The 15,190-nt window shown below is 67.7% G+C and carries 11 protein-coding genes; 5 read left to right on the forward strand and 6 right to left on the reverse strand.

What is annotated here, in order from left to right:
- Positions 1-18: 18 nt before the first annotated feature.
- Complete coding sequence (hflX, locus tag CRM90_RS08435; RefSeq protein ID WP_102806559.1) at positions 19-1,419, forward strand: GTPase HflX; 1,401 nt, start codon at positions 19-21, stop codon at positions 1,417-1,419.
- A 31-nt stretch (positions 1,420-1,450) separates the two neighbouring features.
- On the opposite strand, the gene CRM90_RS08440 is transcribed toward hflX, so the two are convergent.
- From CRM90_RS08440 to CRM90_RS08450, 3 genes are all read right to left on the reverse strand, one after another.
- Positions 1,451-2,413, reverse strand: a complete 963-nt coding sequence (locus tag CRM90_RS08440) for a hypothetical protein (RefSeq protein ID WP_102806560.1) — start codon at positions 2,411-2,413, stop codon at positions 1,451-1,453.
- The gene (locus CRM90_RS08445) at positions 2,410-3,108 is read right to left on the reverse strand and encodes a hypothetical protein (protein WP_233209222.1); all 699 of its coding nucleotides are present in this window, start codon (positions 3,106-3,108) and stop codon (positions 2,410-2,412) included. The genes CRM90_RS08440 and CRM90_RS08445 overlap by 4 nt, the downstream gene beginning before the upstream one ends.
- Before the next feature lie 168 nt (positions 3,109-3,276).
- Positions 3,277-5,559: a molybdopterin-dependent oxidoreductase gene (locus CRM90_RS08450; RefSeq protein ID WP_102806562.1), complete on the reverse strand. Its 2,283-nt coding sequence runs from the start codon at positions 5,557-5,559 to the stop codon at positions 3,277-3,279.
- A 137-nt stretch (positions 5,560-5,696) separates the two neighbouring features.
- On the opposite strand from CRM90_RS08450, the gene CRM90_RS08455 reads away from it, so the two are divergent.
- Together CRM90_RS08455 and CRM90_RS08460 are read left to right on the forward strand one after the other, a co-directional pair.
- A complete protein-coding gene (locus tag CRM90_RS08455) occupies positions 5,697-6,869 on the forward strand; it encodes an acyl-CoA dehydrogenase family protein (RefSeq protein ID WP_102806563.1) in 1,173 nt (390 codons plus the stop codon).
- A 263-nt stretch (positions 6,870-7,132) separates the two neighbouring features.
- On the forward strand, positions 7,133-9,223 hold the full coding sequence (locus CRM90_RS08460; protein WP_502693250.1) for an LGFP repeat-containing protein: 2,091 nt from the start codon (positions 7,133-7,135) through the stop codon (positions 9,221-9,223).
- 18 nt (positions 9,224-9,241) lie between these two features.
- Here CRM90_RS08460 and lexA read toward each other — a convergent pair whose 3' ends face one another.
- Positions 9,242-9,901 (reverse strand): transcriptional repressor LexA, encoded by a 660-nt coding sequence (lexA, locus tag CRM90_RS08465; RefSeq protein ID WP_102806565.1) that lies wholly within the window; start codon positions 9,899-9,901, stop codon positions 9,242-9,244.
- A 214-nt stretch (positions 9,902-10,115) separates the two neighbouring features.
- Between lexA and CRM90_RS08470 the strand changes: the two genes are divergently transcribed.
- Both CRM90_RS08470 and nrdR read left to right on the forward strand, forming a co-directional pair.
- On the forward strand, positions 10,116-10,598 hold the full coding sequence (locus CRM90_RS08470) for a LysM peptidoglycan-binding domain-containing protein (protein WP_102806566.1): 483 nt from the start codon (positions 10,116-10,118) through the stop codon (positions 10,596-10,598).
- Between the two features lie 89 nt (positions 10,599-10,687).
- Positions 10,688-11,152: a transcriptional regulator NrdR gene (gene nrdR, locus CRM90_RS08475; protein WP_102806567.1), complete on the forward strand. Its 465-nt coding sequence runs from the start codon at positions 10,688-10,690 to the stop codon at positions 11,150-11,152.
- 5 nt (positions 11,153-11,157) lie between these two features.
- Here the strand turns inward: nrdR and CRM90_RS08480 are convergent, their stop codons facing one another.
- Together CRM90_RS08480 and CRM90_RS08485 are read right to left on the reverse strand one after the other, a co-directional pair.
- A complete protein-coding gene (locus CRM90_RS08480; RefSeq protein ID WP_102806568.1) occupies positions 11,158-11,844 on the reverse strand; it encodes a PhzF family phenazine biosynthesis protein in 687 nt (228 codons plus the stop codon).
- A gap of 56 nt (positions 11,845-11,900) precedes the next feature.
- On the reverse strand, positions 11,901-15,104 hold the full coding sequence (locus CRM90_RS08485) for a right-handed parallel beta-helix repeat-containing protein (RefSeq protein ID WP_102806569.1): 3,204 nt from the start codon (positions 15,102-15,104) through the stop codon (positions 11,901-11,903).
- Positions 15,105-15,190 lie beyond the last annotated feature (86 nt).

Raw genomic sequence — 15,190 nt, forward strand, 5'->3', positions numbered from 1 at the left:
CTTATGACAGAAACGCCTATGACAAGAGCTGACCCGCCCGACCCCAGCGTCGGCGAACTCGCGCTCGAAGACCGCGCTGCCCTCAAACGGGTTGCCGGGCTGTCCACCGAACTCACCGACATCTCCGAGGTCGAGTACCGCCAGCTTCGGCTGGAACGGGTCGTCCTGGTGGGGGTGTGGACCGAAGGCAGCGCCGCCGACTCCGAGGCCAGCCTGGCCGAACTGGCCGCGCTGGCCGAAACGGCCGGTTCCGAGGTGCTCGAAGGGCTCATCCAGCGCCGTGACAAGCCCGACCCCTCCACCTACATCGGCTCCGGCAAGGCTCAGGAGCTGCGCGAGGTCGTGATCGCGACCGGCGCCGACACCGTGATCTGCGACGGCGAGCTCAGTCCCGCGCAGCTCAACGCGCTGGAGAAAGTGGTCAAGGTCAAGGTCATCGACCGGACCGCGCTGATCCTGGACATCTTCGCTCAGCACGCCACCAGCCGGGAAGGCAAGGCGCAGGTGGCGTATGCCCAGATGGAGTACATGCTGCCGCGGCTGCGTGGCTGGGGTGAATCGATGTCCCGCCAGGGCGGCGGCGCAGGCGGCAGCGGCGGCGGCGTGGGTACCCGCGGCCCCGGTGAGACCAAGATCGAAACCGACCGGCGCCGGATCCGCGAACGGATGTCGAAGCTGCGCCGCGAGATCAAGGACATGAAACAGATCCGCGACACGCAGCGCAGCCGGCGGTTGCACAGCGACACCGCGTCGATCGCGATCGTCGGCTACACCAACGCAGGCAAGTCCAGTCTTCTCAACGCGCTGACCGGCGCCGGTGTCCTGGTGCAGAACGCATTGTTCGCCACCCTCGAACCGACCACTCGCCGAGGCGAATTCGACGACGGACGACCGTTCGTGCTGACCGACACCGTCGGTTTCGTCCGGCACCTGCCCACCCAGCTGGTCGAGGCGTTCCGCTCCACGCTGGAAGAAGTGGTCGACGCCGACCTGCTGGTGCACGTGGTCGACGGCTCCGACAGCAATCCACTGGCGCAGATCGAGGCTGTCCGTCAGGTCATCCGCGAAGTGCAGAACGACCACCACGCGCCGCCGGCCCCGGAGTTGTTGGTGGTCAACAAGATCGACGCGGCCGACGATTTGATGCTGGCTCAGCTGCGTCGCGCGCTGCCCGGTGCGGTCTTCGTCTCGGCGCACACCGGTGAGGGATTGCCGCGTCTGCGCGCCCGGCTGGGTGAGCTCGTCGAGCCGCGGGAGATCACCGTCGACGTGACGATCCCGTACGACCGGGGCGATCTGGTCGCGCGGCTGCACAGCGACGGCCACGTCGATGCTGTCGAGCACACCGAAGCGGGCACCCGCCTGAAAGCCCGGGTGCCCGCCGCGCTGGCCGCAGGCTTGCGGGAATACGCGACGTGACCGCGGATCGGGTGTACTGACGCGTGAACGATCAGGTGATCCGGGGCGGGTCGCCGGTACCGTCGCGCCGAAGCCGGATGAAATGGCGCGCGCCGACAACCATGATCGCCGCCGCCAGCACACCATTGGCGACGGCCAATGCGAGCGTGGCTCGGCCGGTGCGCTCGGCGCCGGGGCCGAAGCTGGCGCGGAAGGCGGCGATGTCACCGTAGGCAAGCACAGCGGTCTCGTTCACCGCGGGGGCCTGCTTGTCGCTTCCGGTGGTGTGGGTTGCCCCCGGCTGCCCCCAGAACACCACCGGATCGCCCGCGCGCAGTCCGCATTCTTCTACCCGGTAGCCGCTGGCCGGCCAGCCCCAGGCCTGCCGCACCGAGCTGATGCCCTGCGCCCAGGCCTGGGAATCGTCGGCGAGGTGCAGGGTGAACGACGATGGCAGCCACGGCTGTATCCGTGACGGTGCGGGAGGCCCGATGTTCTCGCACTGGTACGACGCCAGCAGGGTGCTCATGTCGCGGCGTTGGCCGGGCGTTCGCTCGCCGAGGCGGCCTTCGACGAGTACCCCGTAGATCCGGTGGCGGGGCGCGCTGTTGCGCCAGTCCAGGATGCCCTCGCCGGTGCGGATCTCAGGCAGTGTCGCGAACTGCAGTCCGTCGTCGGCGATGCGCCACAACATCATGGCGACCGCGGTGAAAGCCGCCGCCAACACTGCGCACAGGGTGGCCGCCGCCCATCTGTCGGCGCGGCTTCGCAGGCGGGGGAGCACCACCACGACAACGGCGACCGACAGAATAGTGACGATCACCGTGCCCCCGAAGGTCTTCGCCGCCCGTTCGAAGATCGCCGTGACGCTTGGACCGGTAAGCAAGAATGTGACGGCCAGCGCCACCGCTGATCCGATGGCCACCACGCACAGACGCAGCGCCTTGTCGCGCCAGCGGGAGGACAGCGCAGCGGTGGCGGCCGCGATGGCCAGCCACGCCGCGACCAGGTTCATCGACGGAGGTCTCCGAGTGCGATACGGCAGGCGAGACCGAGCTCGACGAAGTCCTGCAGGCACTCGGGTGCGCGCGTGGCGTCGCTACGCACCCGCACGGTGACGCCGTCGGTGTCCAGGGTCACCGCCGGCTGATCGCGTTCATCACCGTGACGTGCGCACCAGGCACAGACGGCATCGGCGACAGCGGTGAGTTCGGGGCCATCGCGGTCGGCCGTCACGAACACCAACAGCCGCGGGTCGGCCGAGCTGAGCGGCCTCAGCCGGGCGCCGTCGCCGAACCGGGTCAACCCCAGCCAGCCGCGTGCCGGACCGGCCATGGAACCGATCAGCCCGATCGCCATGTCGCGCAGTGGACCTGGCGGTGAAGGCCCGGCGAGCAGTGCGCCCTCGGGATGGCTCGGCCACGCCGACGACCACGTGCTCACGACGATATGGGTGGACGGCGGGGATTGCTGCGCGGCGAAGGAGCGCGAGGTGCGGACCTCCCAATCGCCGTGCCCGGGTCGCACGGTCGTCGAGTCGCCGTCGCGCAACCGCATCCAGCCACGCTCGCCGAGCAACGCATCGAAGCGCGCCCGCCGTCGACGGGACCGGGCGAGCAGCGCGGCCACCCCGAGGCCACAGACGATCGCGGCGAGTACCGCCACTGCAATCGCCATCCGATCCATGAAGCCGCCCGTTCTTGAGGACACCGCGCCTTGCCTCGGTGCGAGCGTAGCCAATCGCGACGCGTCAGGCGCTGTTCCATGTCGTGCAGCTCTCCGCCGAGGGTGGACAGAAGCTGACACCGCGGTAGCGGCTCATGTCCCGGAGACTGACGGCGGGTTCACGTCCCCGCTCGGTGACGGTCACGACCCTGGCTATCGGATCTCCGGGGGGTGGTGCGCCCGTACCGGCGGCAGCGGGCCGTCGAACTTCTCCACCTGCACCAGCACGGCGGCGCCGGTGCAGCCTTGGGCCAGCGACGAGGTGCCGACGTCGTCGGTCAGCACGTTGGGATTGCCGTGCACGCACATCGAGTCCGGGTCCGAGGGATCCAGCGGGTCGTACCACGCTCCGGTCGACAGCTGTACCACCTGCGGCCGCAGCGCCTCGTCGAGGACAACTCCCGCCAGGCAGGATCCGCGGTCGTTGAACACCCGCACCACCTCGCCGCCGGCCAGCCCGCGCTGCGCGGCGTCGGACGGATGCATCCGGATGGGTTCGCGGCCCTGAACTTTCGCGTTCTGGCTGACCGCACCGCCGTCGAGCTGGCCGTGCAGCCGGGTGGCCGGCTGGTTGGCGATCAGGTGAAGCGGAAAGCGTTGGGCGCGTCCGCCGCCCAGCCACTCGACGGGTTCATACCAGCGGGGGTGACCGGCGCAGTCCGGATACTCGAAGCCCGCGATGTCGTCGGAGAAGATCTCGATCTTGCCGCTCGGGGTGGCCAACGCGTGCCCCTGCGGGTCGGCGCGGAAGTCGGCCAGCAGGGTCAGCCCGGTCTCGACCGGAAGCCGCAGGACGCCGTCGGCCCAGAACTGGTCGAAGTCGGGGACCGCGAAATCGATTTCTGCGGACCACTTTTCGTACATGTGCTCGAGCCATTGCCGGGCGGTGCGGCCTTCGGTGAACTGCTCGGCGAAGCCCAGCCGCTCGGCGAGCGCGGCGAACGTGGTGTAGTCGTCGCGGGACTGCGCGAAAGGCTCCGCCAGCGCGGGCATCGCCACCAACAGGGGGTCGTTTCGGGACCCGGAATAGTCGTCACGCTCGAACGCGGTGGTGGACGGGACGACGATGTCGGCGTGCCGTGCCATCGCGGTCCAGTAGGGCTCGTGCACCACCACGGTGTCGACGCGGCCCAGCGCCCGACGCAGCCGGGGCAGGTTCTGGTGATGGTGAAAGGGATTGCCACCGGCCCAGTACACGCATTTGATGTCGGGATAGGTCAGGGTGCGGCCGTTGTAGGTGAACGTCTCACCGGGGTGCAGCAGCATGTCGCTGATCGCCGCGACCGGGATGAACGTCCGGACCGGGTTGACCCCCTGCGGCAGCGACGGCAGCCGATGCCGCAGCGGCGGCAGGCCGGGTTCGTTCATCGAGCCGTATCCGTGGCCGAATCCGCCTCCGGGAAGGCCGATTTGGCCGAGCATGGCCGCCAAGGTCAACCCCATCCACGGCGCCTGCTCGCCGTGCCGGACGCGCTGTAGTGACCAGCTGACGGTGACGATCGTGCGCCGGCCGGCCATCGTCGTAGCCAGGTCGGTGAGGACCGCGGCGTCGATGCCGCAGATCCCGGCGGCCCACTGCGGCGATTTCGGCACGCCGTCCTCGGTGCCGAGCAGATACCGCTCGAACTTCTCGTAGCCGGTGCAGTAGGTGTCCAGGAACTCGCGGTCGGCGAGGTCCTTCGTGGCCAGCACGTAGGCGAGGGCCAGCATGATCGCCACATCGGTTCCGGGGACGGCGGGCAGCCACTCGCACTCGCCGTCGACGTCGCTGTGCAGCGGGCTGATCGAGACGATCGTGCCGCCATTGGCCCGGAACCGGTGCAGCGCGTCGCGGGCCGGGTGCCCGGTGGTGCCGCCGTGGTTGATGCCGGTGTTCTTCAGGTTCACGCCGCCGAAGCAGACCAGCAGATCGGTGTGCTCGACGATGACGTTCCATTCGGTGGACCGCTTGAACAGGTCGTCGTGGGTGCCGACCACCCGCGGCATGATGACACCGGTGGCTCCCAGGCTGTACGAGTGCCGCGAAAATGTATATCCGCCAAGCATCTTCAGGAATCGATGCACCTGGCTCTGGGCGTGGTGGAACCGGCCCGCGCTGGCCCAGCCGTAGGACCCGCCGTAGATCGCCTGGTTGCCGTAGGTGTCGACCACCCGGCGAAGTTCGCCGGCGAGGAGCTCCGTCAGCTCGTCCCAGTCCAGCGCGACGAACTCGTCGGCGCCGCGGGCGCTGCTCGGCCCGGGCCCGTCGCGCAACCAGCCGCGGCGGACGGCGGGTGTGGCGATGCGCGAGGAATGTCGTAGCGACCCGGGCAGGTTGCCAAGCAGCGGAGACGGGTCGGTATCGCCGGGAAACGGGGTGACCGCGATGATGTCGCCGTCGGCGACGTCGGCGCGAAACGCTCCCCAGTGGGCGAGGCTGCTGCGGGCGTCGGGCACCCCAGGAGTCTAAGTGGCGGCGCTTCCACCAGTGGCTTTGGCGAATCCGTCGGTTGCCACGCAGGGCCACCGTGACGACCAACCATCCGGTTGGTTATCCTCGTCTGCAAACCCACAGCGCCGTCCGGAGGGAAGTCATGGCTGTCGAGAAGAACGCAACCGTCAAGTACGAGCGGACCTTGTTCGAGCCCGAGCACGAACTGTTCCGCGAGGCCTACCGGTCGTTCCTCGAGCGGCACGTGGCGCCGTTCCACGACCAGTGGGAGAAGGACAAGATCGTCGATCGTGGGGTCTGGCTGGAGGCCGGCAAGCAGGGCTTCCTCGGCATGGCCGTGCCGGAGGAGTTCGGCGGCGGCGGCAATGCGGACTTCCGCTACAACGTCATTCTGACCGAGGAGACCGCGGCGGCCCGCTACAGCGGGCTCGGATTCGGCCTGCACAACGACGTCGTCGCGCCATACCTGCTGGAACTGACCACCGAGGAGCAGAAGCAGCGCTGGCTACCCAAGTTCTGCAGCGGCGAGTACATCACGGCGATCGCCATGACCGAGCCCGGCACCGGCAGCGACCTGCAGGGCATCAAAACCCGCGCGGTCAAGCAGGGTGATCACTACGTCCTCAACGGCTCGAAGACGTTCATCACCAACGGCATCAACTCCGATCTGGTGATCGTGGTGGCCCAGACCGATCCCGAGAAGGGCGCGCTGGGCTTCTCGCTGCTGGTCGTGGAGCGCGGCATGGAGGGCTTCGAGCGTGGCCGCCACCTGGACAAGATCGGCCTGGATGCGCAGGACACGGCCGAACTGTCCTTCACCGATGTCAAGGTCCCGGTCGAGAACCTGCTCGGCGAGGAGGGCCAGGGCTTCATCTACTTGATGCAGAACCTGCCGCAGGAGCGCCTGAACATCGCGGTGATGGCGGCTGCCGCCATGGAGAGCGTCCTCGAGCAGACCCTGCAGTACACCAAGGAGCGCAAGGCGTTCGGCAAGCCGATCGGCAGCCAGCAGAACAGCCGCTTCCTGCTGGCCGAGCTGGCCACCGAAGCGACCGCGGTCCGCATCATGGTCGACGAGTTCATCCGGTTGCACCTCGACGGCAAGCTGACCGCCGAGCAGGCCTCGATGGCCAAGTGGTACGCGGCCGAGAAGCAGGTCCACCTCGTTGACCGCTGCCTGCAGTTGCACGGCGGCTACGGCTACATGCGCGAATATCCGGTGGCCAAGGCCTACCTGGACGCCCGCGTTCAGACGATCTACGGCGGCACCACCGAGATCATGAAGGAGATCATCGGACGCAGCCTGGGCGTCTGACCCCGCAAGCGGGGCTGAACTGCGGTTTTAGTTCCCCGTCACTCGGCTGCCGAAGCGGCGGGCGCTGGTGATGCGCCCCGGTTTGTCCTGGGGATTTAGGGTGTTTTCCCCCGTCAACGCGTCGGTTATCTCGTAGAAACGCCGCGTGTCGTGAGGTGCTGAAGCACAGTTGACACGGAGGATGAGGGGAAGCATCTTGACCGACACTGCGGGGAGAGTGCATGACCAGGCTTGGAAGTCGTCTCAGTAGAGGCGTCGGGCGGATGGCGCTCGGCGTCTTGGCGACGGCTGCGGCCGCGCTGCTGTGGGCGCCCGGGGCGATCGCGAGCCCCGAAACCGACGCGAGCGACGCCATCAATCAGGCGTGGGAGACCGCTGGCGGCGATGGTTCTCCGGTGGGCACCAAGGACGGCGACGTCTACGCCGTCGGCGACGGATTCGCCCAGAACTTCAGCGGCGGCAAGATCTTCTTCACCCCGGCCACCGGCGCCCACCTGCTCTTCGGGGCCGTCCTGGACAAGTACCAGGCGCTCGGCGGTGCAGCCGACAGCGACCTCGGATTCCCGACCATCGACGCGGTCGCGGGTCTGGTCGGGCCGGACAGCCAGGTCAGCACATTCAGTGCCAGCGACAAGCCGGCCATTTTCTGGACACCGGCCACCGGCGCGTGGGTGGTACGCGGCGCGATCAACGCCGCGTGGGACAAGCTCGGCGGGTCGGCGGGCACGATGGGCGTCCCCACCGGGGAAGAGACCTTCGACGGTACGGTGATCAGCCAGAAGTTCACCGGCGGCGAGATCTCCTACGACACCGCCGCGAAGACGTTCACCACCGTGCCACCCGAGCTCGCGGCCAACTTGGCCGGCGTCGAGGTGCCCAGCGACGCGACAACCGCGATCAACCAGGCGTGGCGGGCCGCAGGCGGGCTCGCGGGACCGCTCGGCGCCCGCCAAGGACCGCAGCAGGCGATCGGCACCGACGGCGCCGCGCAGGATTACGCGGGCGGCAAGGTCTTCTACTCCCCGGCGACCGGCGCGCATGCGGTCACCGGCGCGATCCTGGCCAAGTACGAGGCGCAGGGCGGCCCGACCGGAGACCTGGGACTGCCGACCGGAACCGAAGCGGACGGCGGCGCGCCCAACAGCCGGGTCAGCGCTTTCAGCGCCGCCGATAAACCGGTGATCTTCTGGACTCCCGACAACGGTGCCATCGTGGTGCGCGGTGCGATCAACGCCGCCTGGACCAAGCTGGGCGGTGCCACCGGCAAGCTCGGTGTACCGACCGGCGAGCAGAGCGTCAACGGCGACACCGTGAGACAGAAGTTCAGCGGTGGCGAGATCTCCTGGAACAAGGCCAGCAACACGTTCACGACCAAACCGCCGGAACTCGCCGGTTCGCTGTCCGGTGTTCAGGTTCCGGCCGCCGGGCCGCAGGCCGGCCAGGCGGGCAGCAAGTCCGGCAACGGTTTCACCTTCCACTGGTGGTGGCTGCTGATCATCGTCCCGGTCCTGTTGCTGCTGGCCGTGATCGGCCTGGGCGTGCTGTGGCTGCAGCGCCGCCGCAGCGGTGGCGAGGAGATCGACGACGACTTCGACGACTCGGACTACGACGACGATCATTGGCCCAGTGAGGTCACCGGCGAGGCTGACGCCGCGGCCGCGTCGCGCTTCTCGACCTACCCCGACGGCGGCGTTCCGCAGGTCGCCGCTGCGCCGGGCTTCGGCTGGGCGCCCACCGAAGACGAGAAGTCGCAACCCGGACCCGAGGACGTGTTCGACGGCGACGAGGACTCCATCGACACCACACCGACCCGCATCCCCGCCGAGGCCGCCGAAACCGGCGGGTACGAGGCAGACGAAGCCGACGAGGTGCCGGCGGAACTCGAGTACGCCGAGGTCGAGGAGATCGAGGACGACGAGTCGAGCGATTCAGGCCGCCATGCGGCGGTCAATCTCGGGGAGTCGCAATCGATGTGGCGGCTCGACATGGGAGAGCTCGGCACGCCGCGGCGTCGGCGCGCTGCCGAGCCCGAGCCCGAGCCCCCACTGGAGCCCGAGCCGGCACCGGAGGAGATCGTCGAGTCCGACGTGGTGGACATCGAGGAAGAAGACTCCACGCAGCCGGCTGAAGTCCTGCAGTCCGACGTGCATGCCGAAGCGGCAGCCCATCGTCCGGCTATCCACCTTCCGCTCTCGGATCCGTATCAGGCTCCCGAGGGCTATGTGGTCAAGGCCAACACACATTCGGGGCTGTACTACACCCCGGACTCGGCGTTGTACGACCACACCGTGCCCGAAGTGTGGTTCGCCAGTGAGGAACTCGCGCAGGCGAACGGTTTCCACAAGGCGGAGTGAGGCTTTCGCCCCGGTCCGCTAGACCTTGCGGAGAACGGTGACGACCTTGCCGAGGATCGCGGCGTCGTTACCGGGAATGGGATCGAACGCCGGGTTGTGCGGCATCAGCCACACCTGGCCGCTGGTGCGCTTGAACGTCTTCACCGTTGCCTCGCCGTCGATCATCGCCGCGACGATGTCGCCGTTGTCGGCGACGTTCTGCTGACGGACCACGACCCAGTCGCCGTCGCAGATCGCCGCGTCGATCATGGATTCACCGACGACCTTGAGCAGGAACAGCGACCCGTCGCCGACCAACTCGCGCGGAAGCGGGAACACGTCCTCGACGGCTTCCTCGGCGAGGATCGGGCCGCCGGCGGCGATGCGTCCGAGCACCGGCACGAACGTCGGTTCGGGGAGCGCGTCCGAACCGGCGACCTCGGTGCGCACGTGGCTCACCGCGTCGTCGGCTCCGCGCACGTCCACCGCGCGCGGCCGGTTGGCATCGCGGCGTAGATAGCCCTTGCGCTCCAGGGTGCGCAGCTGGTGAGCCACCGATGACGTGGATGTGAGGCCGACGGCGTCGCCGATCTCACGGATGCTGGGGGGATAGCCGCGGCTGGTGACGGAGGCGCGGATCACGTCGAGGATGGTGCGCTGCCGCTCGGTCAGCCCGGATGTCTCACTGCGCTCGCTCATAGGGCCGAATCTAGCCGGGCCCGCGTCAAAATTCAAACATTTGTTCGACCGTGTCGCGATTCGATGTTCTTCGGTGGCCGGCGGAGCAGAACTTGTCGGTGGTCGGATTTATTCTTCGAACACGCTCGCTCACATGTTCGGTTTTCGAACGGATGATCGAGTATATTTCGAACACAAGAGCGAACCGGGGCGGCCCTGAAGGAAGGACACGGACGTGACAGTCATCGATGATCGACAGGTTTACATCTCGGCACCGGTGTACCGGCGGACGGCCGGCGCGCCTGTTTCTCCTGCTCGGCGCCGTCCGGCCGGCGTTCGTGCCCACCGGCCGCACCCGGCGCGGCCGGCCATCACGCCGATGCGGTATCGGGGCACGGGGGTTGCGGTCTCCCGGGCGCCGCACACACGCAGGCCGGTCAGCACTGCGGTCACGATCGCGCTGGCGGGAGTGGCCGCGTTGATCACCCTCTGGCTCGGTATGGTCGGCCACTTCAGCGCCGCGCCCGCGGCCACCGAGCAGATGCCGGACCAGCTCGCCGTCGTCCAGGTTCAGGCAGGGGAGACGCTGCAGCAGCTGGCCGGACGGGTCGCGCCGGATGCGCCCGCCGGACAGGTGGTGCAACGCATCCGCGATTTGAACAAGCTCGAGTCGGCGTCGCTGGACGCCGGGCAGACGCTGATCGCGCCGATCGGCTGACGGCCGTGTTGGCCGCAGCCGCTCCCGCGGACGGCGCAGGTAGGCTCTCAGTGGTTCGACGTATCGGGCCACTGAGCGAAGGAGCGGTCATGCACTGTCCGTTCTGCCGCAACCCGGACTCCCGTGTTGTCGATTCCCGCGAGACCGACGAGGGCCAGGCCATCCGGCGTCGCCGCTCCTGTCCGGAGTGCGGCCGGCGGTTCACCACTGTGGAGACCGCGGTGCTGGCGGTGGTGAAGCGCAGCGGCGTCACCGAGCCGTTCAGCCGGGAAAAGGTCGTCAGTGGCGTTCGCCGGGCCTGCCAGGGCCGCGATGTCGATGACGACGCGCTCAATCTGTTGGCCCAACAAGTGGAGGACACCGTGCGGGCGGCCGGCTCGCCCGAGATCCCCAGCCACGAGGTCGGACTGGCCATCCTCGGCCCGCTACGTGAACTCGACGAGGTTGCCTATCTGCGATTCGCGTCGGTGTACCGCTCGTTCAGCTCAGCCGAGGACTTCGAGCGTGAGATTGAGGCGCTGCGCTCCCACCGGTCCGTCGGTACCTCCGGCTGAGCAATTCAATCGAGCTGTCGCACACCGTCGCTGACCACTCGGCCGGCAATCAGCACCCACCCTTGCGCGTCCCATGTCGTGAAGATCTGCGATCCCTTGCCCTGGGTGATCGTCAGGTCGCGGCTCAGGTAATCGGTCACCCGTGCCGCCGCGGATCCGGTGGCCTCGTCCTCGGGCACGCCGAGATCGGCGGCGAACATCCGCGACCGGATGTGCCCGCCGTCGCGATCCAGCCACGCCCACAGGTAATGCTCCGCGTCGTCGGAGTAGTCGTCCGGGTCGGCGGCCAGCAGTTCGTCCACCGAGTCCAGGTCATGAATGGCGAACTCCGGCGACCACTCGGCCCGAACCCGGATCACCGTGCGCTCGTCGTCGTAGGTGACCCCGACGATGCCGGCCGGAACCTGCAGGGTGTGAATCGGCGTGGCGCGCTCCCGCAGCCACCAGGCCGCGCCCACGGTGGGGTGCCCGGCGAACGCCAATTCCGTGGCCGGAGTGAAGATGCGGGCGTGCGCGGTGGTTGACCCGTCGGCCGGCAGGTCGATGAATATGGTTTCGCTGTAACCTAATTCGGTCGCAATGCGCTGGCGGTTACCGGCCGGCACGGTTGCCGCGTCCACCACGCCCAGCGGATTGCCGAAATTGCCGGCTTCATCGGTGAACACCCGCAACACGGTCACGTCGACGGTCATGATTCGACTTTACGACGCGGCGGGTCCGGCTCTCCACGGTCGGCGGATCTGCGTGTTCACGCGGGAATCTGCGCATTGGCGGAGAACTCCGACGTGTCACCATCGGAACTGGTGGCGGTCATGGTGATGTAGCCACCGGCGTTGACGTTGGCTGGCGCCGGGATACTGACGGTGTTCGATCCGTGCACAGCGGACAGCGTCTGCAACAGCTGTTGGCCCTGTACGGGGATGGCCGTGCCGGCGGGCGAGTAGAAGATCTGGACGGTGTACTCGCCAGAGTCGGGCGGAATAACGGTGAACGACACCGTCAGGCTTCCCGCGTTCAGGGTTGCCGAGTGCACATCGGGCGGCGGCTGGTTGTTGTTTGCGCCGGCCTCGAGATGGATCCCGAGGCCGCCCGTGCCACCGTTGCCGAAGATGGAGTTCGACAGGATTTGGTTGCCGCTGCCCGCACTGACGAGCACGCCGTCACTGCCGTTGTCGAGGACGACGTTGTTCTCGACCACGGTGCCCTGTGCGCCGTCGATCTGAATACCGTTGCCGCCGTTGCCGCTGATTGCGAAATCGCGGAGCACCGAACCGGTGGCTTGTCCGATCACGACGCCGCTGTCGGTGAACCCCTGGATCAGACCGCCACCGGTGAATGCCGCCGTGACGCCTTTGCCGACCGAGAGACCTTTGTCGGCCGAGAAGCCGAGGTTGCCCGCCAGGGCAACATAACCCGGTGCTGTGACGGTGGCGGAGCCGCCGGCGGTCGCTGTCACTGTCAACCCACCCAGTGGGTTGGTCGCACCCACATCGCCGTTGAGGGTGGCCGTCTTGCCGTCACCGGGGGTGAGGCTCAGCTGGTAGCCGCTGCCGGCGTTGGCGTCGATGCGCCCGCTGAAGGTGATGTCACCGCCGGTGATGCTGGTGGGTCCGGCCAGCGTGGTGGCCCCGCCGACCGAGAACGATCCGCTCGACACCGAATAGCCGCCGTTGAGGGACACCGCATCGGCATAGACCTGGCTGCCTGTGGTCGTCACCGACGCGGTACTGGTCGACCCGCCGGCGTCCGTCGTCAATGCGGCCAGCGGTTGTCGGCTGCCAACCTCCCGCGCGAATGTGGTTGTCCCTGACGAGTCGACAGCAAGTGATTCGGCGCCGGTGCCGGCGTCGATGGTCCCGGAGAACCTGACGTCACCGTTGCCGGCCTGTACATGGGTGTCGCCGAGCACGGTCGTCACACCGGCGACGGAGAAATCACCGTTGCCGGTGCTGTAGTTGCCGGACAGGTTTGCGTTCTGGCGATAGGTTTGCGATCCCGTCGTGGTCACCGACTTCAGCGTCACCGTCGACTGCCCGCCGGTCGGTCGCAACCAGATGATCTGGTCGGCGACGTCGAACATGACGTCGTACTCGTTGTAGAGGTTCAGCCCCGTGTTGACGTTTTGGATCCCGCCGGGCTCGCCCTGTTCGTAGTTGACGAGGTTGACCGACCCGTTGTCGCCGGCTTCGAACGTCCACTTCAGCGGCGGCCGCCCCTTGGTAGTGGGGAAGTCCGCGATGAAAGTCGTCCCGGCTTGCAACTTTCCGCCGTCGTTGAACGGATCACCGCCCAGCCCCTGGGTGCGAACACCTGTGGACGGTGCTCCGCTGTCGATGAGGGACGGCAGCGTGGACGTGATGCCGATCTGTTGTGGGGGCTGATCCCCCTGCTGCGCACTGTAGCTCGGTGAGAAGCCGAACCAACTCAGGACCGGGTAGCCGGAGACCGGATACGTTCCGCCGCCGGGCTGTGGGGTCACCGGCACCGCGTAGGTGAATTGCGCACGCAAGTCATCGGTGACCCCGACGCTGAGCTGTGGCTGAATTCCGATGGGCCCCAATTGCACGAGGAATCCACTGGACAGATTTCCGGGAAGCTGCAGTAGCGGGTTCGCCAGCGAGCTGCCGAGGCCGGGAACCGCCAGCGTGTCGAAGGAGGCGCCGAAATCGCCGAAGAAATGGTCTTCGACCGGTGGTGCGTCGGGATTGGTGAAGTCGAATGTGGTGTCCTTGTTGGTGTTTCCACCGTTGAGGATCGCCGCAAGCTGGATGGGCTGTCCGGTGGACACCGTCTGCGTGCCCGTGCCGATCGTGATGCGGGTATCGGCGACGACCCCGTCGAAGTAGTTCCCGGAGGAATATGTCTCCGAAACCGGCGTGGCGGTCAACGGTACGTCTTTCCAGAATGCGGAGTTGTAACCGGCGAAGAACGCCACTCCGCCGGTGTCGAATTCGTACATCTGCGAGGGGTTGTCGCCGATTGCGACGTCGATCCCGTATTTGACCTGTGCCTGGCCGGTTGTGCTGAACTCCGGCAGATAGTGCAGCGGCACGGTCGCGGTTTGGGTCGACTGCGGAATGACCAGCGCGGCGATGCCCTGGGTGAGCAAACTGGCCAGCGGGGCCTGACCGCCGACTGCGGCACCAAATGTGGTCGTGCCCAACGCCGTCACCGTCAGCGATTGCTTACCCGCTTGCGCGGCGTCGACCGTTCCGGTGAACAAGACATCACCGTCGCCCGCATCGATGGACACATCGTCGGCGAGGACCACGGATCCGTGGATGCTCACGGCGTGATCGCTGCGAATGGCGCCACGCAGCACGAGCGTGTCGCCTGAAGCGACCGACGCGCTGACGGCACCGTCCACAGAACCGGTGGAATCGAAACGGATGGAGTCGATTTGGGACGTCTGCAGGCTGGCGAGCACCTTTCCGGATGTCAGAACCAGGCCGGCGCAACCCGCATTGCCGGGATTGGTCACTGTCACAGTCGTATTCGGCGTGGTGGTGAACGTCGTCGCGCGCACAAATGACGGGTCGCCCGATATCTGCAGGGTGGAGCCGGTCTGCCGCAGGTAGACCGCGCTGCCGGTGTTCACGGCGACGGTCAGCGCGGTGCCGACCTGGCTGGCGGTGACACCCTCGGGCACCAGGAACAACGTGCGTCGGATCAACACCAGCGCTCCGGCGACGAGGTCGGAAATCGGATTCGGGCCGAACGTGGACAACCAGGTGAATGCGGAGTTGAACACATGGTTGACCGCGACGGTGATCCCCTGGGCGATCGAGGGGGCCGCGGCGCCCCAACAGGCCGCGCAGTCGGTGCCGAGTATCGATGCCGCGGTCGGGCCGGCCAGGCGGGCCGGCGGGGTGGCGGGCCCTGCGGCGGAGGTGTCCCCCGGGGCGGGGCGGGCCGACCCACCTTGTGTGCCGTGAGCCGGAGAGGTCGACATAGGAACGGATGCCGGCGCCACGGCGGTGCCCCGCGGCGTCGAGGTCCGCTCCGGTCTGCGTCGGGATGCGCCCGGCAGGTCCGGTC

The sequence above is a fragment of the Mycobacterium sp. ENV421 genome (assembly GCF_002887815.1).
Taxonomy (GTDB): Bacteria; Actinomycetota; Actinomycetes; order Mycobacteriales; family Mycobacteriaceae; genus Mycobacterium.

Coding starts and splice junctions, on each gene's coding strand:
- hflX (WP_102806559.1), top strand. CDS start 19: ATGACAAGAGCTGACCCGCCCGACCCCAGCGTCGGCGAACTCGCGCTC.
- CRM90_RS08440 (WP_102806560.1), bottom strand. CDS start 2,413: ATGAACCTGGTCGCGGCGTGGCTGGCCATCGCGGCCGCCACCGCTGCG.
- CRM90_RS08455 (WP_102806563.1), top strand. CDS start 5,697: ATGGCTGTCGAGAAGAACGCAACCGTCAAGTACGAGCGGACCTTGTTC.
- CRM90_RS08460 (WP_502693250.1), top strand. CDS start 7,133: ATGGCGCTCGGCGTCTTGGCGACGGCTGCGGCCGCGCTGCTGTGGGCG.
- lexA (WP_102806565.1), bottom strand. CDS start 9,901: ATGAGCGAGCGCAGTGAGACATCCGGGCTGACCGAGCGGCAGCGCACC.
- nrdR (WP_102806567.1), top strand. CDS start 10,688: ATGCACTGTCCGTTCTGCCGCAACCCGGACTCCCGTGTTGTCGATTCC.
- CRM90_RS08480 (WP_102806568.1), bottom strand. CDS start 11,844: ATGACCGTCGACGTGACCGTGTTGCGGGTGTTCACCGATGAAGCCGGC.
- CRM90_RS08485 (WP_102806569.1), bottom strand. CDS start 15,104: ATGTCGACCTCTCCGGCTCACGGCACACAAGGTGGGTCGGCCCGCCCC.